Annotated in this window: 26 protein-coding genes and 1 other annotated feature; of the genes, 24 read left to right on the plus strand and 2 right to left on the minus strand. The window is 38.0% G+C overall.

The window, feature by feature from the left end; all coding sequences use genetic code 11:
* The 22 genes from KC820_RS01400 to KC820_RS01505 all read left to right on the plus strand — a co-directional run bounded on the left by KC820_RS01400 (position 1) and on the right by KC820_RS01505 (position 22,727).
* The gene (locus KC820_RS01400) at positions 1 to 1,347 is read left to right on the plus strand and encodes a UDP-N-acetylmuramoyl-tripeptide--D-alanyl-D-alanine ligase (protein WP_212367366.1); all 1,347 of its coding nucleotides are present in this window, start codon (positions 1 to 3) and stop codon (positions 1,345 to 1,347) included.
* Positions 1,348 to 1,378: 31 nt separating this feature from the next.
* On the plus strand, positions 1,379 to 2,362 hold the full coding sequence (gene mraY, locus KC820_RS01405) for a phospho-N-acetylmuramoyl-pentapeptide-transferase (RefSeq protein ID WP_212367368.1): 984 nt from the start codon (positions 1,379 to 1,381) through the stop codon (positions 2,360 to 2,362).
* Positions 2,362 to 3,714 carry a UDP-N-acetylmuramoyl-L-alanine--D-glutamate ligase gene (murD, locus tag KC820_RS01410; RefSeq protein ID WP_212367370.1) on the plus strand — a complete coding sequence of 451 codons (1,353 nt, stop codon included), beginning with the start codon at positions 2,362 to 2,364 and terminating at the stop codon, positions 3,712 to 3,714. Before mraY ends, murD begins: the two co-directional genes overlap by 1 nt.
* 132 nt (positions 3,715 to 3,846) lie before the next feature.
* Positions 3,847 to 4,920, plus strand: a complete 1,074-nt coding sequence (gene spoVE / locus KC820_RS01415) for a stage V sporulation protein E (protein ID WP_212367432.1) — start codon at positions 3,847 to 3,849, stop codon at positions 4,918 to 4,920.
* Between the two features lie 236 nt (positions 4,921 to 5,156).
* Positions 5,157 to 5,951, plus strand: a complete 795-nt coding sequence (locus tag KC820_RS01420) for a cell division protein FtsQ/DivIB (RefSeq protein WP_212367371.1) — start codon at positions 5,157 to 5,159, stop codon at positions 5,949 to 5,951.
* Between the two features lie 150 nt (positions 5,952 to 6,101).
* Positions 6,102 to 7,394 carry a cell division protein FtsA gene (gene ftsA, locus KC820_RS01425; RefSeq protein ID WP_212367372.1) on the plus strand — a complete coding sequence of 431 codons (1,293 nt, stop codon included), beginning with the start codon at positions 6,102 to 6,104 and terminating at the stop codon, positions 7,392 to 7,394.
* Positions 7,395 to 7,456: 62 nt separating this feature from the next.
* Positions 7,457 to 8,581, plus strand: a complete 1,125-nt coding sequence (gene ftsZ, locus KC820_RS01430) for a cell division protein FtsZ (protein ID WP_212367373.1) — start codon at positions 7,457 to 7,459, stop codon at positions 8,579 to 8,581.
* A 216-nt stretch (positions 8,582 to 8,797) separates the two neighbouring features.
* Positions 8,798 to 9,709, plus strand: a complete 912-nt coding sequence (locus KC820_RS01435; protein ID WP_212367374.1) for a sigma-E processing peptidase SpoIIGA — start codon at positions 8,798 to 8,800, stop codon at positions 9,707 to 9,709.
* Positions 9,709 to 10,434, plus strand: a complete 726-nt coding sequence (gene sigE, locus KC820_RS01440) for an RNA polymerase sporulation sigma factor SigE (RefSeq protein ID WP_212367375.1) — start codon at positions 9,709 to 9,711, stop codon at positions 10,432 to 10,434. The genes KC820_RS01435 and sigE overlap by 1 nt, the downstream gene beginning before the upstream one ends.
* An 81-nt stretch (positions 10,435 to 10,515) precedes the next feature.
* Complete coding sequence (sigG, locus tag KC820_RS01445) at positions 10,516 to 11,310, plus strand: RNA polymerase sporulation sigma factor SigG (protein ID WP_144087661.1); 795 nt, start codon at positions 10,516 to 10,518, stop codon at positions 11,308 to 11,310.
* A gap of 96 nt (positions 11,311 to 11,406) precedes the next feature.
* On the plus strand, positions 11,407 to 11,637 hold the full coding sequence (locus KC820_RS01450) for a YlmC/YmxH family sporulation protein (protein WP_144087662.1): 231 nt from the start codon (positions 11,407 to 11,409) through the stop codon (positions 11,635 to 11,637).
* A 66-nt stretch (positions 11,638 to 11,703) separates the two neighbouring features.
* Positions 11,704 to 12,504 (plus strand): peptidoglycan editing factor PgeF, encoded by an 801-nt coding sequence (pgeF, locus tag KC820_RS01455; protein ID WP_212367376.1) that lies wholly within the window; start codon positions 11,704 to 11,706, stop codon positions 12,502 to 12,504.
* A gap of 18 nt (positions 12,505 to 12,522) precedes the next feature.
* Positions 12,523 to 13,197 carry a YggS family pyridoxal phosphate-dependent enzyme gene (locus KC820_RS01460; RefSeq protein ID WP_212367378.1) on the plus strand — a complete coding sequence of 225 codons (675 nt, stop codon included), beginning with the start codon at positions 12,523 to 12,525 and terminating at the stop codon, positions 13,195 to 13,197.
* A gap of 10 nt (positions 13,198 to 13,207) precedes the next feature.
* On the plus strand, positions 13,208 to 13,639 hold the full coding sequence (locus KC820_RS01465; protein ID WP_236782464.1) for a cell division protein SepF: 432 nt from the start codon (positions 13,208 to 13,210) through the stop codon (positions 13,637 to 13,639).
* Between the two features lie 4 nt (positions 13,640 to 13,643).
* On the plus strand, positions 13,644 to 13,910 hold the full coding sequence (locus tag KC820_RS01470; protein WP_144087665.1) for a YggT family protein: 267 nt from the start codon (positions 13,644 to 13,646) through the stop codon (positions 13,908 to 13,910).
* Between the two features lie 22 nt (positions 13,911 to 13,932).
* Positions 13,933 to 14,706, plus strand: a complete 774-nt coding sequence (locus tag KC820_RS01475) for a YlmH family RNA-binding protein (protein WP_212367379.1) — start codon at positions 13,933 to 13,935, stop codon at positions 14,704 to 14,706.
* 83 nt (positions 14,707 to 14,789) lie between these two features.
* On the plus strand, positions 14,790 to 15,311 hold the full coding sequence (locus tag KC820_RS01480; RefSeq protein WP_144087667.1) for a DivIVA domain-containing protein: 522 nt from the start codon (positions 14,790 to 14,792) through the stop codon (positions 15,309 to 15,311).
* A 72-nt stretch (positions 15,312 to 15,383) separates the two neighbouring features.
* Positions 15,384 to 15,599: a binding site (T-box leader), on the plus strand.
* Positions 15,600 to 15,657: 58 nt separating this feature from the next.
* A complete protein-coding gene (gene ileS / locus KC820_RS01485; protein ID WP_212367381.1) occupies positions 15,658 to 18,414 on the plus strand; it encodes an isoleucine--tRNA ligase in 2,757 nt (918 codons plus the stop codon).
* Positions 18,415 to 19,065: 651 nt separating this feature from the next.
* On the plus strand, positions 19,066 to 19,539 hold the full coding sequence (gene lspA, locus KC820_RS01490) for a signal peptidase II (protein WP_212367383.1): 474 nt from the start codon (positions 19,066 to 19,068) through the stop codon (positions 19,537 to 19,539).
* The gene (locus KC820_RS01495; protein WP_212367385.1) at positions 19,532 to 20,440 is read left to right on the plus strand and encodes an RluA family pseudouridine synthase; all 909 of its coding nucleotides are present in this window, start codon (positions 19,532 to 19,534) and stop codon (positions 20,438 to 20,440) included. The genes lspA and KC820_RS01495 overlap by 8 nt, the downstream gene beginning before the upstream one ends.
* Positions 20,441 to 20,645: 205 nt before the next feature.
* Positions 20,646 to 21,185: a bifunctional pyr operon transcriptional regulator/uracil phosphoribosyltransferase PyrR gene (gene pyrR / locus KC820_RS01500; RefSeq protein ID WP_212367387.1), complete on the plus strand. Its 540-nt coding sequence runs from the start codon at positions 20,646 to 20,648 to the stop codon at positions 21,183 to 21,185.
* A 168-nt stretch (positions 21,186 to 21,353) separates the two neighbouring features.
* Positions 21,354 to 22,727 carry a uracil-xanthine permease family protein gene (locus tag KC820_RS01505; protein WP_212367389.1) on the plus strand — a complete coding sequence of 458 codons (1,374 nt, stop codon included), beginning with the start codon at positions 21,354 to 21,356 and terminating at the stop codon, positions 22,725 to 22,727.
* A gap of 77 nt (positions 22,728 to 22,804) precedes the next feature.
* Here the strand turns inward: KC820_RS01505 and KC820_RS01510 are convergent, their stop codons facing one another.
* Both KC820_RS01510 and KC820_RS01515 read right to left on the minus strand, forming a co-directional pair.
* The gene (locus KC820_RS01510) at positions 22,805 to 22,969 is read right to left on the minus strand and encodes a hypothetical protein (RefSeq protein WP_212367391.1); all 165 of its coding nucleotides are present in this window, start codon (positions 22,967 to 22,969) and stop codon (positions 22,805 to 22,807) included.
* 98 nt (positions 22,970 to 23,067) lie between these two features.
* The gene (locus tag KC820_RS01515) at positions 23,068 to 24,780 is read right to left on the minus strand and encodes an Rqc2 family fibronectin-binding protein (RefSeq protein WP_212367393.1); all 1,713 of its coding nucleotides are present in this window, start codon (positions 24,778 to 24,780) and stop codon (positions 23,068 to 23,070) included.
* 199 nt (positions 24,781 to 24,979) lie between these two features.
* On the opposite strand from KC820_RS01515, the gene KC820_RS01520 reads away from it, so the two are divergent.
* Positions 24,980 to 25,858, plus strand: a complete 879-nt coding sequence (locus KC820_RS01520; RefSeq protein ID WP_212367395.1) for a YicC/YloC family endoribonuclease — start codon at positions 24,980 to 24,982, stop codon at positions 25,856 to 25,858.
* An 89-nt stretch (positions 25,859 to 25,947) separates the two neighbouring features.
* Entirely contained in the window at positions 25,948 to 26,208 is a 261-nt protein-coding gene (remA, locus tag KC820_RS01525) for an extracellular matrix/biofilm regulator RemA (RefSeq protein WP_144087676.1), read from the plus strand.
* Positions 26,209 to 26,214 lie beyond the last annotated feature (6 nt).

Consider the following 26,214-nt stretch of genomic DNA (forward strand, 5'->3'; position numbering starts at 1 on the left):
ATGGAAAAATTTACGTTAAATTTCGTGGCAGACTTATTTGAACAACAGTTAACAGAGCAACAGAGGAATTTATCGATTCATCATATTTATACGGACAGTCGTCAATCGGTAGAAGGTGGACTTTTTGTACCGATTGTTGGAGATCGCTTTGATGCGCATGATTTTATTTCTGGCGCAATTGAGCAAGGTGCTGTAGCAGCGTTGTGGTCGCGCACGGAGAAGCCAGATGATATACCAGAAGATTTTCCGTTAATATATGTAGATGACACCTTAAAAGCATTGCAAGATTTAGCGAAAGCATATCGTCAAGAACTCAACCCAACTGTCATCGGTGTGACGGGTTCAAATGGAAAAACAACGACGAAAGAGCTGATTGCCGCTTGTTTAAGCGTGAAGTATAAAACTGCAAAAACAGAAGGTAATTTGAATAATCATATCGGTCTTCCGTTAACAATTTTACGGATGGAGCGAGACGTCGATGTATTAGTCGCCGAAATGGGAATGAGTGCTTTTGGCGAAATTGAGCTACTATCTTTAATTGGACAACCTAATCATGCCGTCATTACAAATATAGGGGAATCACATATCGAATTTTTAGGAAGCCGTGAAGGTATTGCGAAGGCCAAGTTAGAGATTAAGGCAGGCTTACAAAAACAAGGGCAGTTAATCATTGATGGTGATGAACCATTGTTAACGAGTGATGATTATCCGAACAAGGTTCATTGTGGTTTTCATTCAAAAAATGATTACCGTGTAGAAGCATATGTACAAGGTCAGGAACAATCCAATGTTACCATCAACGAGACAACGTTTACGTTACCGTTATTGGGGAAACACCAAGCATTGAACGCAGCTTTTGCGATCGCTGTTTCTGAGTTGATGAATGTATCAATCGACCAAGCGGCCAAACAATTAGAGACCGTCATTATTCCAGGAATGCGTTTTGAAAAAATAGAAACAAAAGAGGGCGCATTATTAATTAATGATGCTTATAATGCTTCAGCTACTTCGATGATTGCATCTCTTGATGTTGTTAAAAAGATGGATTATCAACGAAAAGTAGCCGTACTTGCAGATATTTTGGAGCTCGGTGACTTTGCGGAAGAAGCGCACAAGAAGGTCGGACAATCATTGGATGAACAATTTGATGCTATTTTTACATTTGGGACGAGTAGTCGGTTTATTTTGGACGGATTACCCGCTACTTTTTCAGGAAAACAAAAACATTTTACGTCTAAACAAGCATTGATTGAGGAAATAGCTTCATATCTTGATGAAGATACAGTCGTATTATTTAAAGGCTCGAGATCAATGAAACTAGAAGAAATAATTGAAGCAGTGCATTAAGAAAACGCGTCAATAGAAGGGGAAAAATACTGTGAGTGTACTAACAATAATCTTAACAATCGCTATATCATTTTTAATTACGGTCTTGCTATCACCAATTATCATCCCTTTTTTGCGTCGGTTAAAATTTGGGCAAAGCATTCGTGAAGAAGGACCAAAATCTCACCAGGCAAAATCAGGAACACCGACGATGGGAGGCGTCATGATTATCGTTTCTATTGTCCTGACAACGTTAATCATGATTGTTAAAGATGGATTGAGTGAATTCTCAAGTTCCACATTTATCTTACTCTTTGTCTTATTAGGATATGGATTAATTGGCTTTTTGGATGATTTTATTAAGATTAAATATAAAAGAAACTTAGGTCTTACATCAAAACAGAAAATGCTTGGTCAAATAATAATTGCCATTATTGTATTTTTCATTCTTGACCGGCAAGGCTATAATACCGAGGTAGCTTTACCTGGTACCGATTTATCAGTTGATTTCGGTTGGTTTTATGCTGTGTTTTTATTATTGATGCTTGTAGGAGCTTCCAACGCCGTCAACTTGACAGATGGTTTGGATGGTCTCGTTGCAGGAACTGCCTCAGTAGCGTTCTCAGCCTTTGCTATTATTGGTTGGTATCATCAACTACCGCCTGATTTGATTATTTTCACTCTTGCAGTTGTGGGTGCTTTGTTAGGTTTCTTAGTTTTTAACAGTCATCCGGCAAAGGTTTTCATGGGTGACACTGGCTCACTGGCATTTGGTGCCTCATTAGCTATGGTAGCTATCTTAATGAAACTAGAAATTTTACTTGTATTGATTGGTGGCGTTTTTGTTATTGAGACACTATCTGTCATCATTCAGGTGATTTCTTTTAAGACAACTGGTAAACGTGTATTTAAAATGAGTCCATTACATCACCACTATGAATTGATCGGGTGGTCTGAATGGAAGGTCGTTACTAGTTTTTGGCTTGTCGGTATTTTATGTGCAGCACTAGGTATATTTATTGAGGTGGGGATTTAATGAAAACGTTGACGAACTTCCCATATAACAAAGTATTAGTTTTAGGCTTGGCCAAAAGCGGAGAAGCAGCTGCACAGTTATTATATGATTCTGGCATTGACTTTAGAATTAATGATCGTCTTCCGTTAGAAGAAAATGAAACGGCAAAACGGTTTACTGAAATGGGTTGTGATGTCATTACTGGCAAACACCCATTAACCGTTCTGAATGACATTGACCTAGTGGTGAAAAATCCTGGAATTCCATACGACAATCCAATTATCCAAGAAGCATTAAACAGAGATCTTCCTGTCATTACGGAAGTCGAGTTATCGTATCCATTGGTGGAAGGTCCGTTGATTGCGATTACTGGATCAAACGGTAAAACAACAACGACTACGTTAATATTTGAGCTATTGCAAGCTGGAGGATTTAACCCACTCATCGCCGGTAACATCGGTAATGTGGCATCAGAGGTTTTGCGGGAGCAGAAAAAAGATCAGCCAGTTGTAATGGAATTATCTTCATTTCAATTAAAAGGGACAAAAACATTCAAGCCTGATTATGCCATTTTACTGAATTTGACTGAAGCTCACTTAGATTATCATCATTCGATGGAAGATTATATTAACTCCAAGTTAAAGATTTTTCAAAACCAAACGAACGAGGATGTAGCCATTTTAAATCAACTTGATTCATTAACTTCTTCACAACAAATCCCTGGTAACGGAAAACGTGTATATTTTTCCGTAATCAATGATTCCGATAGCGAAATTATGCTGAATGAAGATGACCAAATCCAATATCGTGGGGACAAATTAATGAGCAAGAACGAAGTCGCTCTGCCAGGGAACCATAATCTTGAAAACGTCTTAGCAAGTATTGCGATTGCCAAATCATTTCACATATCGGATGAAGTAATTATCGAAAAGCTACGAACATTTATAGGTGTTAAGCATCGTTTGCAATTTGTCGAACGATTGAATGAACGGCTTTTTTATAATGATTCAAAAGCAACGAACATCCAAGCGACATCAAAAGCTGTCCGTTCATTTGAGCGGCCGATTGTATTGATTGCAGGTGGATTAGATCGAGGCAATGAATTCGATGAGCTGTTCGATTCTTTCAATAATGTGACAAACTGTATAGTGTATGGTGAATCGAAAGATAAATTGTATGAGGCAGGAAAGCGAAAAGGATTTAAACAGATAACGATTACAGATAGCTTAGTGGAAGCGACGAAAAAAGCATATGAATTGAGTAAACCAGGTGACATCATTCTACTCTCCCCAGCCTGTGCTAGTTGGGACCAATTCCCATCCTTTGAAGCACGCGGTGACATGTTCATCGAAACTGTGCATAAACTAAAGTAGGGGCTTAGGACAAGGTAGTGTTTGTCTTCTGTTTCTTACCGGACTCATTTAGCCCCTGACTTCCGAATGACGAAGTAAGGGGATGTTTTTTTGGTTAAAAATCGTACAGAACAATCAATTGATCTCGTTTTAATGACGGCTATTCTAATCCTTCTGTTTTTAGGAGCTGTGATGGTTTACAGTTCATCATCCGTTTGGGCAGGTTATCAATTTAATGATCAGTTTTTTTATTTAAAAAGACAGACTTTATTTATTGTCTTTGGGTTAGTCGCGATTTGGATTACGATGCGAATCTCTTATCATCATTGGTTACGTTTTTCTTTGTGGATTTATCTACTATGCTTATTTTTATTAATGGTTGTATTGATTCCCGGAGTTGGACTTGTTCGTGGTGGTGCGCAAAGCTGGATAGGGGTCGGTGCGTTCAGTATTCAACCGAGTGAATTTATGAAAATTGGTTTGATTATTTTATATGCATCTTTACTTCCAAAAGTCCAAAAAGGGTTAAAGCATTTTGCGAAGGGTTTTCTACCAATTTTGTTATTCATTGTGATTCCTTTTGGCTTAATGATGTTACAACCTGATTTAGGAACAGGACTTGTTTTCATCTGTACTGGAATCTTTATGATTTTTATTTCCGGAGCTAAAATTAAGCACTTTGTAATTCTAGGTGGCGTAGGCATTGCGGGTTTTATTGCATTGATTGCTTCTGCACCATATCGAATTAGTCGAATTAATGCTTTTTTGAACCCATGGGAAGATCCTTTAGGTGATGGTTTTCAAATCATTCAGTCTTTATATGCCGTCGGCCCAGGAGGGTTAATGGGTCTAGGATTCGGTAACTCCATGCAGAAATACTTTTATTTGCCGGAGCCTCAAAATGATTTTATTTTTGCAATCATTGCTGAAGAGTTAGGCCTAATTGGGTCAACCTTCATCCTCTTTCTGTTCTTTGTCATTATATGGCGTGGGGTGCTCATCTCTCTACATACAGAAGACATTTCCGGTTCGTTATTAGCTTTCGGTGTGACAACAATGATTGCGATTCAGGTGATGATCAATATCAGTGTTGTCATTGGGTTAATTCCAGTTACGGGAATCACTCTACCTTTATTGAGCTATGGAGGTTCCTCATTAACCATTACATTATTTGCATTAGGCATATTATTAAACATTAGTAAACATGCTAGGTTTCCGGCTCGATAAGCATTATAAAGATTGATTCAATGCTCATTTTCCTTGATAAATATCGGGAGATTGAGCATTTTTATTTTTGAAAACACGTTTTACGGAATCATAAATTGTAAATTGTTATAAAACAGTAATCTTATCTATCAAAGTTTGGATAAAAATTGGGCAAAAAACCATATTTTAAGTCAATCAAACTATGCTATAATGAAAGAATAATATATTTGAAATGTATTGTTTAGGAGAAACATTTCATGGCTGATAAAAAAATTATTTCAATTGAAGATCGAATACCGCAACTCAAGAAAGCGAGAAAGCGAAAAGCAAATCGACGTTTTGTCATGTATTTAACTATAATATTGCTATTGGTGTTAGTGATAGTTTATATTCAATCCCCTTTAAGTTATGTGAAAAGCATCGATGTGAAAGGCAATCATCGTGTCGAAGAATCCAAAGTTATCGAATTGAGTGAAATCTCAATGGACGAAAACTATTGGGGAGTCGAATTGGATCAAGCGAAAGATTTTATTTTAAACCATCCAGAAATTAGCAGTGTAGAAATCGAGCGAAAATGGTATAACGGTTATGAAATCACTATTAGTGAGTTGGCGCGTGTTGCCTATGTCCGTGAAGGTGATCATTATTATCCAATCCTAGAAGACGGAACAATGCTAAAAGACCAGCAATTAGGCCAACCTTTAGGAGACGCTCCGTTATTACATGACTTCAATAGTCCTGAAATGTTAAGATTATTAACAGAACAGCTTGAGAAACTACCTGAATCTATTAATCAATTATTATCAGAAATTTACTGGATCCCTAATGAAATCAACAACTATAAAATTTTAATTTATACAGCGGATGGTCATGAAGTAATTGCTTCAATTCGTGACTTTTCGTCAAAGATAAAACTATACCCATCTATTACTGCTCAAATTCAACCGAATCAAGAAGGTGTCATTCATATTGACGTCGGTGCTTATTTCCAACCTTACTCAAGCGAGGAAGAAGTGAGCACACAAGAAAATCAAGTTGAATCACAGCAATGAATGGACAGCTCTATAAATGTAGAATTTTGTTGAATATGCAGGGATTTTAAAGGATTAAATCGAATAAGTATGGAAGAAGTAAATCATTTGTATTTGTTACACGAAACAAATTTGAATAATGACGGGTGAGCCTTACGTGGAGGTGCAGGCATGAATCGCAGTAATGTATTAGTTAGTTTAGATATTGGTACATCAAAAGTAAAAGTAATCATCGGTGAAGTAACGAATGATGGTTTAAATGTCATTGGTGTAGGAACAGCTGAGTCCAACGGAATGAAAAAGGGTGCAATTGTCGATATTGACCAAACTGTTCACTCCATTCAAAATGCCGTTGAACAAGCTGAACGAATGATTGATATGGAAATAAAAAATGTTATTGTGTCAATCAATGGTAGTCATGTTCATTTGCAAAACTGCCATGGTGTTGTCGCTGTATCTAGTGAAACAAGAGAGATTGGCGATGAAGATATTCGAAGAGTCATTGATGCATCACAGGTAATCTCTATTCCTCCAGAAAGAGAGATTGTCGATGTATATCCACAGCAGTTCGTTGTCGATGGACAAGATGAAATTAAAGATCCGCGTGGAATGATTGGTGTTCGTCTAGAAATGCACGGGTTATTAGTTACTTGTGGAAAGACGAATCTACATAACATTCTAAAGTGTGTAGAGCGGGCAGGGTTGGAAGTCGAAGATATTTGCTTACAGCCTTTGGCAGCAGGAGAAGTCGCCCTCTCAAAGGATGAAAAAAATCTCGGTGTAGCTCTTGTTAACATCGGCGCTGGAAGCACTACTGTTTCTGTATTTGTGGAAGGCCAAATGATTGATACATTGGTTGTTCCGCTTGGTGGAGATAATATAACTAAAGATTTATCCATCGGATTGAAAACGACAACTGAAGAAGCTGAAAACGTGAAAAAAGATTATGGACATGCGTATGTTCCTGAAGCACAAAAGGATGTTACATTCTCAGTCACTACAATTGGAAGCAATGAGAAAAAAGAATATGATCAAGTATTAATTTCGGAGATCATCGAAGCTCGCTTAGCTGAGATCTTTGATTTCGTCAGAAAAGAAATCCGACGTATGGGTTTGCTTGAATTACCTGGTGGGTATGTGATGACAGGTGGCGTTGTAAATATGCCAGGTGTAATGGAACTTGCTAAAGATATTTTCCGAACAAATGTCAGAACATCGATTCCTACTTACATAGGTGTTCGTGAACCACAATTCACTGTAGGACTGGGAACCTTGCAATTCGCACATCAAAATGCGAAAATACAAGGTAAAGTTTTTCAAGAAGGTATTGGAAAATTAAACCAGACTGAACCGGTTCCATCAATGGATAATCGAGAAAAGCCTCGTAGTGAACAAAAAGCTAAGCAAAAGAAAGAAGATAAGGAACCAATTCTTAAAAAATTACAAAATTATTTCTTCGATTAAAAATGAAGCGTCTCCTTCAACATAGAAAACGGAAAAAGGGATAATGAATGGGAGGAACGAATATGTTGGATTTTGAGTCAAACAATGATCAATTAGCAAAAATAAAAGTCATCGGTGTCGGTGGCGGTGGAAGTAATGCTGTTAATCGTATGATTGAAAATGGTGTACAAGGTGTAGAATTTATCGCCGTTAACACAGATGCACAGGCATTAAACTTATCAAAAGCTGAAACAAAACTACAGATTGGTGAAAAATTAACTCGTGGTTTAGGAGCGGGTGCCAATCCAGAAGTTGGAAAAAAGGCAGCTGAAGAAAGTAAGGAAGCTATTGAAGAAGTTCTTCAAGGTGCGGATATGGTGTTTGTCACTGCTGGAATGGGTGGCGGAACAGGTACTGGTGCAGCTGCTGTGATTGCACAAATTTCAAAAGAGTTGGGTGCTTTAACCGTTGGTGTCGTTACACGCCCATTCTTATTCGAAGGTCGTAAACGTTCTGTCCAAGCAGGCAGTGGAGTAGACTCATTAAAAGAAAATGTCGATACATTAATTGTCATCCCAAATGATCGACTACTTGAACTTGTAGATAAAAACACACCGATGCTTGAAGCGTTCCGGGAAGCTGATAACGTTCTTCGACAAGGTGTCCAAGGTATTTCTGATTTAATTGCAGTACCTGGATTAATCAATGTGGACTTTGCAGACGTAAAAACGATTATGCAAGACAAAGGTTCAGCATTAATGGGAATTGGTGTAGCAACAGGAGAAAGTCGTGCTGGAGAAGCTGCGAAAAAAGCTATCTCATCTCCATTATTGGAAACATCAATCGATGGTGCACATGGAATCTTGATGAACATCTCTGGCGGAACTAACTTAAGCTTGTTCGAAGTACAAGAAGCTGCTGAAATTGTTACCTCTGCAGCAGATCAAGAGGTAAACGTCATTTTTGGCTCAGTAATCAACGAAAATTTAAAAGATGAAATTGTTGTTACTGTAATTGCGACAGGATTTGATGAAAGTGCGCAATCAAGTGAGCAAAGACCTCATACGCAGCGACCGGCTGCAGGTCCAACTCCTACAACTACGTCTCAATCACAGCGCAGACCTGAGCGCCCAACTGCACAACAACCTTCTTATGAAGAAGATACGTTAGATATTCCGACGTTCTTACGTAATCGCAACCGCGACTAAATGGATAACGAAAAACAATCAAAAGCCTGATTTAACTGCTACTCGTTAAATCAGGCTTTTTTATTGTTGATTTAGTCGACCTACGTCCATTTCCTCTCCTCAAAATATTCGTCAAAAAAGACCAAAATAAGAAAGAAGATGCACTGATAAAGTGACAGTTTTTTTATGGTAGCTCAGCTATACTCTTGTTAAATGCTTGTCAAAAGGGAGTAAGCAATGCAGCTATATTTGGATTTAATTTGGTTACTCAATTTATTATTTGATTGGACAATCTTACTACTCGTTGCTTGGTTAACGAAATCTGTATTCTCCAGGAAGCGAGTCTTCTTCGGTGCACTCTTTGCATCGTTGATCATCCCATTATCCATTGGACTAGGGCTTGAGTGGTTGTTTCATCCGTTAGCGAAACTCATTTATTCCATTGGAATTGTTTGGATCGCTTTCTCTTATCGTCATTTGAAGACATTGGTTACACAATGGTTTTGCTTTTACATTGTCAACTTTACGATTGGTGGAGGTATCTATGGACTTTATACATTTTTGGATGGAACTATACCGATCAATAACCTTACTCAAGGTTATGGAAATGTTTATAGTTGGATTACTGTATCTGCTCTATTTCCTATCGTTCTTTATTTAACAAAAGAGCAATTTCAGCGACTCACGATTCATCGGATGAATGAGCAACAATTATATCCAGTTTTTTTGACTTATAACAACACCCAAATTAAAGCAAATGGTTTTTATGATTCTGGAAACCAATTGACACATCCGATATCAAAAAAACCTGTCATTTTATTAGATGAATCGACTTCTCAGCGATTATTCGGGGAGTCAATGACAAACAAAATGATTCAATCAGCGTCATTATCTACAAGTGAGCAATCGCAATTATCGATTCAACTTATTCCATACAAAGCTGCAGGAGGAGGGGAGAATTATTTAAAGGCAATTTTATTGGATCGTGTGAGCATTGAATATAACTCGATTACGTATACAACGAAAAATGTCTATGCTGGTGTCCAACCGGGCCGATTCTCAAACTCAATTGACTTTCAAGTGTTATTACATTCATTGGTATTTCAGTCAAAAAGAACGAAAATATTTCAATCAGAGGGGGCATCTTAATGGTTCGTAAACTTCTAGGTGATATTCAACGATTTTTAATTAAGCTACTTGTTAAGTTAAGGATTATTAAGAGAGATGAAGTATATTATATCGGTGGTAGTGAAGCATTACCGCCACCATTATCAAAAGATGAAGAAAGGCATGTACTTGAGCGAATGACAAATGGAGATCAAGCAGCGAAATCAATGTTAATTGAACATAATTTACGTTTAGTCGTTTATATTGCAAAAAAGTTTGAGAATACTGGAATTCATATTGAGGACTTAATTAGTATAGGTTCAATAGGTCTCATTAAAGCGGTCAATACGTTTAACCCAGAGAAAAAAATTAAACTGGCAACCTATGCGTCTCGTTGTATCGAGAACGAGATTCTCATGTACTTAAGAAGAAATAATAAACGAAAGACAGAAATTTCATTTGATGAACCGTTGAATGCAGACTGGGATGGAAATGAATTATTGCTGGCTGATGTGCTTGGAACGGAAGATGACCTGATTACGCGGGAATTGGATCATTCCGTTGATAAAACGCTATTATTAAATGCCTTGAAAAATTTAAATGGTCGAGAAAAGCAAATTATGGAAATGCGATTTGGCTTAGCAGGGAATAAGGAACAAACACAAAAAGATGTAGCGCAGGAATTAGGGATTTCGCAGTCTTATATATCAAGGCTCGAAAAGAAAATTATCAAACGATTGAAACGAGAGTTTAATAAAATGGTTTGATTTGATTTTTATTTGTCGAATAAAATCCGTCTTGCTGGAGAAACTGATAAATGACATCAACTCCAGCGGGAGGGGTAAACATTGGCAAGAAATAAAGTCGAAATTTGTGGTGTAGATACGTCAAAATTACCTGTTTTAAAGAATGACGAGATGCGATTTTTATTTAAAAGAATGCAAAAAGGGGAGCTCGATGCAAGAGAACAACTTGTTAACGGTAACTTAAGATTAGTATTAAGCGTGATAAAAAGATTTAATCATCGTGGCGAAAATATGGACGATTTATTTCAAGTTGGTTGTATCGGCTTAATGAAATCCATAGACAATTTTGATTTAAGTCATAATGTGAGATTTTCTACTTATGCAGTACCGATGATCATAGGTGAAATTAGAAGATACTTACGAGATAATAATCCGATTCGTGTGTCACGGTCTCTAAGAGATATTGCCTACAAGGCTTTACAAATTCGTGAAGATCTAATCGGAAAAAACAATGCTGAGCCGTCGACGAAGCAAATAGCGGAAGAAATGGAATTGCCTCATGAAGACGTCGTATTTGCTTTAGACGCAATACAAGATCCGGTCTCATTATTCGAACCAATTTATAATGATGGAAGCGACCCTATTTTCGTCCTTGATCAACTGAGAGATGAAAAAGAAAAAGCAACTTCTTGGGTCAATGATTTAGCGATTCGGGAAGGAATCCAGAAATTAAATAGTCGTGAAAAATTAATTATTAATCAACGTTTCTTTGAAGGAAAAACACAAATGGAAGTAGCCGATGAAATTGGTATTTCACAGGCTCAAGTATCTAGATTAGAAAAAACAGCCATACAAGAAATGAATAAAAGTGTATTAGAAAAGATGGATGAAGCATAGTCTTCAAGCTGTTGATTCGTACTTGTATAAAAAAGTCCAGAATTTCTGGGCTTTTTTTGTTGTTCAGCGACATATTCTATAATGAGGTGATCGTTTATGTTGCTTTCGGAATTGCAATCAAAAGATATTATTAATATTGATTCAGGTGAAAAAGTAGGGTTTGTTGGAGATATAGAAATTGATGTAACAGTAGGTGTCGTGACGTATTTGATTGTAACCATCAGTCAAAAATGGTTCGGGCTACTCGGAAATGAGGAGGAGTTAAAGATTCCATGGACGAATATTGTTAAAATAGGAACGGATGTCATATTAGTTCGCCTGAATTAAGCGATTGTTACATGAGAAAAATCCTAACAATTATGATAAAATAAGCGTATGTAAGGAGCGTTCAGTGTGAAAGATGTATTTAACTACGATGAATCGACAGCAATGCTGCTCATAAAAGAGTGGGAAAAATATGGAGTTATTGCTGGATTCACAACGAAAAATAACGGTGTCAGCAAGCCTCCATTTGAAGGTTTGAATCTCGGATTGCATGTGAATGATCATAGAGAAGATGTCATGGAAAACCGTCAGATCATAACAAATGCTTTGAATAAAGACCTGATTCAGTGGAGATGCATTAACCAAATACACGGTGACCGAATCGTGGATTTGACGGACAGGCAGATGGATGACAAACAACTGCAACATGACAAGCCATTGCTTGATGCTGATGGAATGTTTTCCAATGATTCGAATGACTTTTTGGTTACATATTATGCCGATTGTGTACCGTTATATGTAATTGATAGTAAGAACCACTATTTCGGCATGGCTCACGCTGGGTGGAAGGGAACAGTAAAAGGCATCGGCAAAAAGTTAGTGGAAACATTTCAACAAAAGGGAAGCAAACTCTCGGACATGCATGTAGCAATCGGGCCGTCGATCTCACAAACTCACTATGAAGTGAATGACGCCGTGGCTGAACAGATACCTAAAGAACACGCACAAATTTTAGTTGCAACGAAACCAGGTCATTATCTGCTCGATTTAAAAACACTTAATGAACGAATCTTTGTGGAAGCAGGTATTCGACCAGATCAAATTTTAAAAACCAATTATTGTACATTTGAGCAAGAAGATTTATTTTATTCTTATCGTAGAGACCAAGGCAAGACAGGCAGGATGGCTGCTTTTTTAGGAGTATTATAATTCAAAGGAGCGTTAGACGTGTCTGTACAAAACAATCTAGCAAACATTCAAAAAAACATTCAGAAAGCATGTGAGATCACAAATCGAAATGCAGAAGATATTCAACTAATTGCTGTTACTAAATATGTTACTGTTGAAAGAGCTCAAGAAGCCATTGAGGCAGGGATTCAACATTTAGGAGAAAACCGAGTGGAAGGATTCCAAAAGAAATATACAGCGATTGATGATCAAGCGAAGTGGCATTTTATTGGAACATTACAATCTCGGAAAGTGAAAGAAATTATTCACCAAGTAGATTACATTCATTCATTGGACCGGAAGTCGTTGGCGAAAGAAATTAATAAACGAGCAGAACATCCAATCTCATGTTTTGTCCAGGTGAATGTAAGTGGTGAAAGTTCAAAACATGGACTGGACCCAAATGAAGTGAGCGACTTTATTCAGTCTTTAAAGGACTATCCAAAAATAAATGTAGTTGGCTTAATGACAATGGCTCCTCACACGGACGATGAAAAGGTTATTCGAAACTGTTTTCAATCATTAAAACAATTACAAACAGAAATTCAACAGCTATCGTTAGATTTTGCACCCTGCGACTATTTATCGATGGGAATGAGCAATGATTATCAGATTGCCATTGAAGAAGGTGCAACACATATCCGTTTAGGATCAAGTCTTGTAGGTGAGGAATAGGAGGAGACGAATGATGGGTTTTATGGATCGAGTAAAAGGGTTCTTCGATTTGGATGGAGAAGAAGAAAATTACTATGCAAGTAAAGAACAGAAAAAAGAAGCATCTATTGCAACTCATGAACAAAGTAATATCGTTAGTATACACTCCGTCCAACAAGACTCACGAATGGTTCTCTGTGAACCGAAAGAATTTGAAGAAGTAGAAGAGATTGCAGAACACATTAAGAAAAGAAAATCAGTCGTAATAAACATGCAGCGCTTAGATCAAACCAATAGTAAGCGTATGGTTGACTTTCTTAGTGGTACAGTTTATGGCTTAAATGGAAAAATTCAAAAACTAGGAAGCCAAACCTTTTTATGTACACCAGAGCATGTCAGCATTTCTGGTAGTATCAACGGTTTGATCGATGAAGAGTTTGAGTTCCAACGAAAAGGTAGGTAAGAGTATGTTATTTGAAGTATTTAAATTACTTTCAACCGCATTATCCATTTATTCCTGGGCATTAATCATCTATATTTTGATGTCATGGTTTCCAGGTGCACGGGAAAGTGGTGTCGGTGAATTTCTTGGAAAAATTACCGAACCCTATTTAGAGCCTTTCCGAAAAATCATCCCACCAATTGGTATGTTGGATATTTCGCCAATTGTTGCGATTATCGCATTACAACTAGCATCAAACGGTGTATGGGTTCTATATGGAATGCTAGTTTAATTCGTTAAGAAAGAGGAGAACCATGAAGATCTATCAGCACTTCAGACCAGAAGAACAGCATTTGATCGATCAGATTTTAGATTGGAAAGATCAAGTGGAAAGGACTCATGTTTCTGTATTGACGGACTTTTTGGATCCACGTGAGCAGATCGTCTTTCAATCGGTAATTGGTCAAGATGAAGAGTTTCGTTTATCCTTTGACGGCGGCTATGATGAAGCTGAACGTAAAAGAGCGATCCTCGCGCCGTTTTATGTTGAAACTTCTCAAAAGGATTTTCAAATGACTGCGCTACGGGGCACTTATCCGGCGAAATTTGTCACGTTAAGTCACAGAGATGTATTGGGAAGTATGATGTCGTTAGGCATACATAGAAAGAAGCTAGGTGATTTGACAATTGCTGAAGGAGAATTTCAAATCATTTGTGATGAGAGTCTAGCTCCTTATTTTCAAATGAATTTGACACAAATTAAAAAAAGTCGTGTATCATTAGAAGAAGTAAAGTTAGAACATGTTGTTGCTCCAAGCCAAAATTGGGAAGTAAAAGAAAGTACTGTTTCATCCGTTCGATTGGATGTCGTCATGAAAGAAATCTATCGTATGTCCAGACAGCAAGCACAAAAAATGATCGAAAAAGAAGCAGTCAAAGTGAATCATCAAGTCATACAGCAACCGGCATACCAACTAGAAGCAGGAGATTTATTATCTGTACGTACTAAAGGGAGAAGCAAGATGTTGGAAGTGCTTGGGACTACGAAAAAAGATAAACAGCGAATTAAAACCGCATTGTTAAAATAAATTGCCGAAATGGCAGGAATTCCACTGTTTTTGTCGAAAGTTAACCAGTAATCGGTAGTGAACGTACAATAGGGGGAGATTACATGGCATTAACGCCACTTGATATTCATAATAAAGAATTTACACGCGGATTCAGAGGTTATGATGAAGATGAAGTCAATGACTTTTTAGACCTTGTCATCAAGGATTATGAAAAAGTCATCCGCGAAAAGAAATCACTTGAAGATAAACTTTATGAAATGGAAGAGCGATTGAGCCATTTCACGAACATTGAAGAAACGTTGAATCGTTCGATCTTAGTTGCACAAGAATCAGCTGATGAAGTTAAAAGTAATGCGAATAAAGAGGCGAAGCTTATTATTAAAGAGGCAGAGAAAAATGCCGATCGCATTATTAATGATGCATTAGCTAAATCAAGAAGTACGGCAATGGAAGTCGAAGAGCTTAAAAAGCAAGCAAAAGTGTTTCGTACACGTTTGAAAATGCTAGTGGAAGCTCAACTGGATATTATTGACACGAATGATTGGGAAGAATTATTTGAAATTGATTCTAACCAAGACCAAGAAGAAGAGCCAAGACTGAATCAATATTCTACATCCGAATAATTAATTGAATACAAATGCTTGACGAATTATTTTTCTTTCCATATAATTTTCATGCAATCAATAAATTATTATATATAAACGTTGATGGGAACAGTACTTTATGAGATTGTCCAAAGCGAGCCAGGGAAGGTGTGAGCCTGGTGACTTCAAATAAAGGAAGATCATCCCTGAGTTTTCAAGTCGAAAGAAAGTAGGCTTGAACGTATTGTTCACGTTACGAACGAACGAGTGGAGCGGAAAAATTTTCTGTTCAATTAGGGTGGTAACGCGAGCTTTCTCGTCCCTTTATAGGGGATGAGAAGGCTTTTTTTATTTGTTTTAAATGAAGCTATAGAGGAGGATAATAATGAGTTATAAAGATACATTACACATGCCGCAAACGGATTTTCCGATGCGTGGAAACTTACCAAAACGCGAACCAGAAATGCAACAACAATGGGAAGAACAACAAATCTACCAAAAAGTTCAAGAAAGAACAAAAGATCGACCAAAGTTCATCTTGCATGATGGTCCTCCGTACGCAAATGGTGATTTGCACATGGGCCATGCCTTGAACAAAGTATTAAAGGATATTATTGTTCGACATAAATCAATGAATGGTTATGATGCTCCGTATGTCCCTGGTTGGGATACTCACGGTTTACCGATCGAAGTCGCATTAACAAAAAAGAAAAAAATTAATCGGAAAGAAATGTCTCCAGCGGAGTTTCGTAAACTTTGTGAAGAGTATGCGTTGCAGCAAATTGACAATCAACGAACACAGTTCAAACAAATTGGTGTTCGTGGTGACTGGGATAATCCATATATTACACTTCGACCAGACTTTGAAGCGAATCAAATTAAAGTCTTTGGTGAAATGGCGAAACGTGGTTATATTTATAAGGGTAAAAAACCAGTCTATTGGTCCCCGTCATCAGAATCAGCACTAGCTGAAGCGGAAATCGAATACCAAGATAAGCGTTCTCCATCAATCTACGTCGCATTTAATGTAACAGATGGAAAAGGTGTACTGGATGGAGATGAGAAATTCATCATCTGGACGACAACTCCATGGACGATTCCTGCGAACTTGGCGATTGCTATACATCCTGAACTGACATACGTGTTAGTTTCGGTTAATGGCGAGAAATATATCATTGCAGAAGAATTAATTGACGAAGTCGCTGAAAAGTTGGAATGGAATTCTCCAGAAGTTCAGAAGACTTGGAAGGGCTCCGAGCTTGAAAATATTGTAGCTAAGCATCCTTTCTATGATCGAGATTCTTTAGTCATTCTCGGTGATCACGTCACAACAGATGCAGGTACCGGTTGTGTGCATACAGCACCAGGTCACGGTGAAGATGACTTTTGGGTAGCGAAACAATATGGTTTAGAAGCGCTCAGTCCTGTTGATGATAAAGGTGTTTTCACGGATGAGGCGCCAGGCTTCGAAGGTGAGTTTTATGATAAAGCAAATAAATCCATCACCGAAAAATTAGAAGAAACAGGTGCATTGTTACACTTGGAATTTATTACACACTCTTATCCGCATGATTGGCGAACAAAGAAGCCGACAATTTTCCGAGCAACTTCTCAATGGTTTGCTTCCATTAAAGATTTCCGTGATGATATCTTAAGTGAAATCAAAAATGTGAAGTGGCATCCACATTGGGGTGAGACCCGTATGTGGAACATGGTGAAGGATCGTGAAGATTGGTGTATTTCTAGACAGCGAGTTTGGGGTGTGCCGATTCCTGTATTCTACGGGGAGACAGGCGAGCCAATAATTACGGATGAAACGATTGAACACGTCGCTGAATTGTTCCGTGAACATGGTTCAAACGTTTGGTTCGAACGTGAGGCGAAAGACTTGCTTCCAGAAGGATTTACACACCCTTCAAGTCCAAATGGTGAATTTACAAAGGAAACAGACATTATGGATGTTTGGTTCGATTCAGGTTCTACCCACCAAGGTGTGCTTGAAGAAAGAGAAGAATTACAACGTCCTGCTGATTTATACCTTGAAGGTTCAGATCAGTATCGTGGCTGGTTTAACTCCTCTTTATCAACAGCTGTAGCCGTCACAGGCAAAGCTCCTTATAAAGGAATTTTAAGCCACGGATTTACACTAGATGGCCAAGGTCGTAAGATGAGTAAGTCCATGGGTAATGTCATTGTACCTTCTAAACTAATGAAGCAGTATGGTGCCGATATTCTTCGTTTGTGGGTCGCCAGTGCGGATTATTCCGGAGACGTACGTATTTCAGATGACATTATGAAGCAAGTAGCAGAAGTATATAGAAAGATCCGAAATACAATCCGTTTCTTACTCGGAAACTTGAATGATTTTGATCCAGCAAAACATGCACTATCCTATGAGGAACTAGAAGAAGTCGATCAGTTTATGTATATTCGTCTACAAGAGACAATTGATAAAGTGAAAAAAGCTTACGATGCGTATGATTTCTCTGTTATTTATCATACAATCAGCAATTATGCTACCGTTGATCTAAGTTCATTCTATATGGATTTTGCAAAAGATATTTTATATATCGAAAAAGCTGATCATCCAAGAAGAAGAAGTATTCAAACGGTTTACTATGAAATTGTTGTTAGCTTAACTAAGCTGTTGTCACCAATTCTTTCACATACGATGGACGAAGCTTGGTCCTATATTCCAGGAGTTGAAGAAGAAAGTGTTCAGCTAACAGACTTACCGGAGGCCAAGCACCCTGAAAATGCCGACGCTGTCAAAGAGAAATGGGCAGCATTGATGGAAGTGCGAGAAGATGTATTAAAAGCATTGGAAGAAGCACGTGCGGATAAAGTGATTGGTAAATCACTAGAAGCGCTTGTAACAATCGTACCAAAAGATGAAAAAACCTTTGATCTCTTAAAAGAGACAGAGAACTTGCATCAATACTTCATTGTTTCCGAAGTACGACTAGAGGAAGCTAATCATTTGGCTAAGGCTTACGAGCGTGTATCGGTCGCTGTTGAAGAACATCCAGGCGAAAAGTGTCAACGCTGCTGGGTATCTTCAGAAACAATCGGCAACGATCCAAATTATCCAGATCTATGTGAACGTTGTGCACCAATCGTTGAAGACATGAGAAGTGAATAGTTGCCGTTGATATAAGGCGCTATGAAAAATTTACAGAAGACATGAGAACCCGAACGATTTAGGCGTAAATAAATCGTTCGGGTTTTCTGTTTGATATTTTCTCTATTGGCTCTAATTTGTTGGGGGAAGTACGCAACTGAGGGTAGGTTACGATGAAAGCCGTTGTTCTCAGGCGATTCGCTTACGGCGGGTGCTTGTACCCAAAGGATATAAGGCGACATCTGTGATCAATCACAGTGTGTGTCGGGGCGTTTTAATGCTAGTTCTTAGAGCTTCAGTGTTAAATAGGCTGTATTCAGTGTTAAATCGCGTTGCTTCAGGGTTAATTCGTGATGCTTCAGGGTTAATTCGCAATCCTTCAGGGTTAATTAATGAATCTTCAGGGTTAAATCGCAAACCTTCAGTGTATATCTACAAACCTTTTGTATACGCCTATTGTCACGATCATTTGCTATCTTGTACTGCACTTTAAAAAACACTAGCACCATTCGAATGTTTAACAGACTACTCGGTTGATGCTGTTTTTGCGTTCATTCACTAACTCGATCGATAGCTTCTTTCAAGTTCATTTATTTAACAGGCAACTCACATTTTTTATCGAATGCATGATTGTATTGTGCTACAATCAAAGAGTGGAAGGAGCGAATCAAGGTGTTTAAATACTACATACTTGCATTATTTTTAATAGCAATCGACCAAGTGACAAAGTATATAGTTGTTACCAGAATGGAAATCGGTGAGCAACTAGAGTTAATGCCAAACTTTTTGTATTTTACTTCTCATAGAAATAGCGGAGCAGCCTGGGGAATATTGGAAGGGCAAATGTGGTTTTTTTACATCGTTACAATCGTTGTAGTTGGTGTAGTAGTTTACTTTATTCAGACAAATCGTGACCAACCGATGCTGCAATTAGGTTTCTCTTTTATTCTAGGTGGAGCAATCGGTAATTTCATCGATCGAATTTTATTTCAAGAAGTTGTCGACTTCATCGACGTTTATATTTTTGATTATAATTTTCCGATTTTTAATATCGCAGACTCAGCTTTAACAATCGGAGTAATTCTAATTATCATTCTCATTTTATTTGAAGACTCTAATGGAAAAGGGAAGATAAAGAATGGCTAAACAATCTGTTCAAGTAGAAGAACAATTCCATACAACCCGACTGGACAAGTTATTGACGACATTAAATCCAGAAGAATCACGAAGCCAAATTCAATCATGGATTAAAGATGGATTAGTACAAGTAAATGGAAAAAAAGCAAAAACAAATTATCGGTGTCAGCAAGGTGACTTGATTGAATGGGAAATACCAGAAGAGGAAGTATTCGAATTAAAACCACAATCAATGGATTTGGATATTCGTTATGAGGATGACCACTTGTTGGTCGTCAACAAACCAAAAGGGATGGTCGTTCATCCAGCTGCTGGACATTCAGACGGTACGCTTGTAAACGGTTTGATTGCTCATACGAAGCTTTCTGACATTAATGGGGATTTTCGCCCTGGAATCGTTCACCGTTTGGATAAAGATACGAGCGGGTTAATGGTTGTGGCTAAAACGAATGATGCCCACGAAAAGCTTGCGACGATGTTAAGGGAGCGAAATGTCAAACGGCAATATCAAGCGATTGTTCATGGAGAAATCGAACATGAGTTAGGTACCATTGAAGCGCCGATCAGTAGAGATCCGAGCGACCGCAAACGAATGGCAGTCGTTGATCATGGCAAAGAAGCGATTACTCATTTCCGTGTTCATGAACGTTTTCCGAATTACACTCATGTCGTTTGCGATTTGGAAACAGGTCGGACGCATCAAATACGTGTCCATTTTAAATACATCGGTTTTCCGATTGTCGGAGATCCCAAGTATGGTCCAAGAAAGACGTTGAATACAGAAGGACAAGCTTTACATGCTAGACGGTTAGAGTTCAACCATCCGATTACGTCAGAGAAAATTATTGTGACAGCTGATGCACCGGCTATTTTTCAAGAGACTTTGAAGGAAATTGATCGGAGACCTTGACTTTTTTTCAGAAGCGAGTAAAATTAACGGTAAGTATAGTGAACCTTTAAGAATGATCCTGTGAGATCAGCAAGGTGACGGATAAACCTAACCAAAATTTTTTGTGCGGTGAAAAATCCTCTTTTGTCATCTTGTGGCAAAAGAGTTTTTTTATGCCTTAAAGCCGTTCTTTATTTTGAGGTGAATAGGAAGGGGGAAGGAAACTATGAACGAAAAAACGAAAATCTTAGACGATGCAGCGATCTCTAGAGCGATTAAACGAATTTCTCATGAAATCCTAGAAAAAAACAAAGGTACTGAAGATCTTTTGCTTGTTGGAATCAAAACAAGAGGGACTCCTTTAGCAAATCGAATTCAGCAACAAATAAAGGAAATTGAGGGTGTAGATGTCGAGACTGGAGAGCTTGACATCTCACTTTACCGAGATGATTTATCGAATAAAGACACGCAGGATGAAGCAACGGTTAACCAGACAAATATTACATCAACAGTCCAAGGAAAGAAAGTTGTTTTACTCGATGATGTGCTTTATACAGGCCGAACGGTAAGAGCTGCGATGGATGCAATCATTGACCTCGGCCGTCCTAAAACTATTCAATTGGGCGTATTGGTCGATCGGGGGCATCGCGAATTACCAATTCGAGCGGATTATGTCGGTAAAAACATTCCTACTGCAACAAATGAAGTGATCAAAGTGAAGTTGTCTGAAGTCGATGAACAAGATGAAGTAAGCATTTACGAATAAATGAAACATGTTGAAACAATAAAAATGAAAGGCCTTTAAATCTCAGTCCAGAGAGGCTGGCAAGGTCGCATAAGGAAACGTATGCGGGGTCCGTATGACGTCTACCCTCTTTGCGACCAGCAGAGAGTTTTTTTTATGGTCAAAATTACAAGTCGGAGGGGTAAAACGATGTCAAATCAAGAAAAAGTATTGGATATTCACGATGTACCTAAATGGAACCAGTGGTTGATTCTTAGCTTGCAACACATTTTTGCCATGTTCGGAGCTACAATTCTCGTACCATTTTTAACGGAAATGCCACCAAACGTAGCTTTGATAACTAGTGGACTAGGAACACTTGCTTATATCTTTATTACAAAAGGAAGAATACCAGCATACTTAGGATCCAGTTTTGCGTTCATCGCGCCGATTATTGCTGCAAGTATGGCAGATGGACTTGCTGGAGCGATGGTAGGTGCCTTCCTCGCAGGTATTGTCTACGGAATAGTTGCCTTGTTAATTTCATTAAGTGGTGTAAATTGGTTACTGTATCTTTTGCCACCTGTTGTCGTAGGACCAGTTATTATGGTCATTGGACTTGGATTAGCACCGACAGCCATTGAAATGGCCATGTATGATGGCGAAGGAAATTACAGTACAACTTATATATTAATTGCGCTTATCACATTGAGTATTACAGTAATCGCATCGATATTCTTTAAAGGATTTTTTAACTTAATTCCTATTTTAATCGGAATTGTAGGTGGTTATGTTTCTGCTTTGTTAATGGGGGCAGTTGATACGACAAATTTGCAGGCAAGCTGGAATGAGTTAACATCCAGTTCCTCCATTGGTGAATTTTTTGGAGCATTAATCGCTAAACCTGATTTTCTAATTCCGTTCGTTGATTATGCGCCAATAGATGTACTAAGCTTTTCTATCGTTGCAATCATGGTACCTGTAGCTCTTGTCACGATTACGGAACATATCGGAGATCAAATGGTGTTATCAAAAATCGCTGAACGTAATTTTTTAAAAGATCCAGGTTTGCATAAATCGATATTAGGCGATGGTGTGGCAACAATGATTGCATCTGTATTAGGTGGACCACCGAATACAACTTATGGTGAAAACATCGGTGTTCTAGCAATTACGCGTGTATTCAGTGTGTTTGTCATCGGAGGAGCAGCCGTTTTAGCAATCACCTTTGGCTTTATTGACCTCGTTTCCGTTTTAATCGAGTCAATACCAACCCCAGTCATGGGTGGGGTGTCCATTCTGTTATTTGGAATTATCGCATCAAGTGGACTACGTATGTTAATCGATAATAATATTGACCTAGGAAAGAAACGAAACTTAATTATCTCTTCTGTCATTCTTGTGATCGGTGTCGGTGGTGCGTTTATTCAAATTAACGACAACGTACAAATTGCAGGAATGGCACTTGCAGCGATTATTGGAGTAATTTTAAATCTAATCTTACCTGGAAGAGACAAAGTTCAAGAAACAGAGGGAATGTTCGAATCTGAGGAAAATAATAAAGGATCTAGGAATGTAAGCTGAAAATGAGAAAATCCGCTGAATGATTTAATTCGTACTGGGATGCTTGCAGAAGATATATGCATCCCAGTATGAATTTTTTAATTGAATACGCTCAGCATGTCGAGTTGCCCGACGAACGTATGCAGCCGATCGATCAAGCGCTCTAACCGCTCGACAAACGGTTGCAGCCACCCGACAATCGGTTCCAACCGCCCGATAAAATGATTGCAACTACCCGATAATCGGTTCAAGCCGTCCATCATTCGGTCGAATAGACAACGCCTAAACGCCCGAATGACAGCAGTGATCGGTCATCCGGGCGTTGAAAAACTTTTTTATGATGATGCAAGCGAATCCTGTTTTATAATTCTTTCATTCTTAATTTATCAATTTCGCTTTCAACGGGTGTTACATAAACCGTCTGTTGGTTGTCATAGGTGACGAATCCTGGTTTTGCGCCATTTGGTTTTCGGACGTGCTTCACTTTTGTGTAATCTACCGGTACGGAGGAAGAATGTTTCGATTTGCTGTAAAAAGCTGCAATCGTCGCAGCTTCTACAATCGTTTCTTCGCTTGGACTCGCTGATTTAATAATGACGTGTGAACCAGGTATGTCTTTGGTGTGTAACCAGATATCTTCTTTATCTGCTTGACGATTCGTTAAGTATTCGTTTTGTTTATTGTTTCGACCAACGTAGATTTCTGTACCATCCGTCGCTTGGAAACGGTCAAAACGAATAACTTTTTTCTTTTTCTTTTTGTTTTTCGTAGATTTTCTCTTTAAATAGCCTTCATCTTCAAGCTCAGCTCGGATATCTTCCAGATCTTCTTCACGAGCATCTTCAAGCTGTTGAATCAACCGATCCAAGTAATCGATTTCTGTTTCAGCTTTTTCAATTTCTTGTGTAACAACTTCTTTTGATTTTTTTAGTTTCTGATACTGTTTAAATAATTGTTGTGCATTTTCACTGGCTGATTTATTCGGGTTTAACTCAATTGAGATTTCTTTTTGATCTGGATCATAATAATCAATTACCGTAACTTGACTGTCGCCAGGTTTTACAAGATGCATATGAGCAGTCAGTAATTCACCATATTTTTGGTATTGTTCAGCATCTTCAGCTTTTTTCAATGTTTGTTGCTGCTTTTTAATTTTTCGCTCGTTTTTGCTTCGTTCATTTTTTAGTAAACGCATGATATCGTGCGTTAATCCCTTGACACGATCACGTTCAGCTTTTCCTTGATAAAAAGTATCGAGCATCTCACTGACTGTTTCGTACGAGGTAGTCGGTTCTCCTAGCTGGACGTTTTTCAACACATGAAAATCTTCCTTTTGACCACGACCTATATGTGGATGAAAATCGTTCTCCATTAATTGAGTTTGAAATCGGTCAAAAACTTCAATATATTTCTTTTCATCTCCTAGATATGCGAGATGTGCTATCGATTGACTGACCAATGGAGAAACACCCATCAGAATAGATAGGATCTGACGGTCAATTTTACCTGTATTAAAGTCTAGTTTTTTGACAAACTCTGCTGGGTCAAGCTTCAACGGATTGATCTTGCCTTGATCCGGTGGAAAGATATAGGTTTGGCCAGGTAACAGTGCCCGGTATCGATTTTGGGAAAATCCAATATGTTTCATGGATTCAAGGATTACATTTCTACTCGGATCGACTAACAATATGTGACTATGTTTGCCCATTAATTCAATGTACAAGTCGTAATCTAGCGAGTCACCAATTTCATCTTTGCTTGTTACTCTGATTTTAATGATTCGTTCCATACTAATTTGCTCAACAGATTTAATGAAACCTGAACCTAAGTATTTTCTTAATACCATGCAGAACAATGGTGGTTCTTTTGGGTTCGTATATTTCTCACTTGTTAAATGAACCCGAGCATAATTCGGGTGCACAGAGAGTAATAAGTTTTTATTTTGACCATTTTTTCGAACAGTAATGATTAATTCATGTTCGGTTGGTTGATGAATCTTTGTCATGCGTCCAGTGACTAATTCAGTTGAAAGTTCTTCGACTAACGCGTAAGTGACGATTCCGTCTAATGGCATAAAAAAACACCTCTTTTCTTTCAATAGTGTATCATGAACAATGGCTGAATAGAATGTGTGAGCCTTTGTAGAACAAAATTAATAATGTTGTATACCTGCATCAAATGTAAAATTTAAAACAATCATCACTCGAAACAGTTGAAAAACTCTTTTCATTAGTGCAAGAATAATAAGAGATGAAAAAGGTAAGGTGATTCAAATGATTAAAAGTATGACAGGTTATGGTCGCTTTGTTTCACATAATCAAAAAAGACAAATCACCATCGAAGTAAAAACAATCAATCATCGTTATTTAGACATTTCATGTAAAATTCCTCGTGAGCTTTATCCATACGAAAATGAATTGAAAAAACAAATGAAAGCCGAGTTGAGCAGGGGAAGAGTCGATGTGTACATAGCTTGCAATGGAGAACAACTGACAGACAAAAAAATGCAAGTAGATTGGGGTCTATTTGATCAATATCTTAGAAGCATCGAAGCCATTCAAGAGAAAGGAAATATACAAGGCTCTCTATCTATCGAACATATTCTTTCTATGGAAAATTTATTTTATATCGAAGAACCTGATGTATTAGATGAACAACTGCTGAAGACAATCAAAGATGGTATGCAAGAAGCACTTCAGCAGGTCATAGAGATGCGGACTACTGAAGGTGAAGCGATTCAAAAAGATTTCATCAACCGTATTCAGTCATTGAAAAGCTATACAGTCCAATTAGAGGAGCATGCGAAACGGTTAGAAACAGAACAATTCAATTCTTTGAAAGAGAAATTAGAAAAGATGCTTGAAGGGCAAGGTATCGATGAAGCACGAATTGTTCAAGAAGCTGCTATTCAAATAGAAAAAGCGGATATAGCAGAAGAATTGACGAGACTACATTCACATATCGAACAATTTTTAGAAACGCTAGATAAGAACGGTCCAATTGGTCGTAAGCTTGACTTTATCGCACAAGAGTTGTTAAGAGAAGTGAATACGATCGCTTCAAAATCAATTCTCTCTGAAGTTAGCCGAATAGCTGTTGAAATGAAGAGTGAAATAGAGAAAATCAAAGAGCAGGTACAAAATATAGAATAGAATTTGAGTTTTTAGTTATTTTTAGCGTATAATAGGTATATTCATAAAAAATACAAGAGTATATATTGAACTAGTTAGGGGAGTAGAGAATGAATCTGAAACTGATTAATATTGGATTTGGAAATGTTGTGTCAGCAAACCGAATCATTTCCATCGTTTCACCAGAGTCAGCTCCAATTAAACGAATTATTACTGTCGCAAGAGATGAAAATAAACTTGTTGATGCAACATATGGTCGTCGAACTAGAGCGGTTATCGTTACAGATAGCGATCATGTTATTCTATCTGCTGTTCAGCCAGAAACAGTCGGTGGACGAATTGATAATGACGATATGAACGGAGATAATTAGGAGGAA

It is taken from the genome of Allobacillus saliphilus (assembly GCF_018138385.1).
Lineage (GTDB): Bacteria > Bacillota > Bacilli > Bacillales > Alkalibacillaceae > Allobacillus > Allobacillus saliphilus.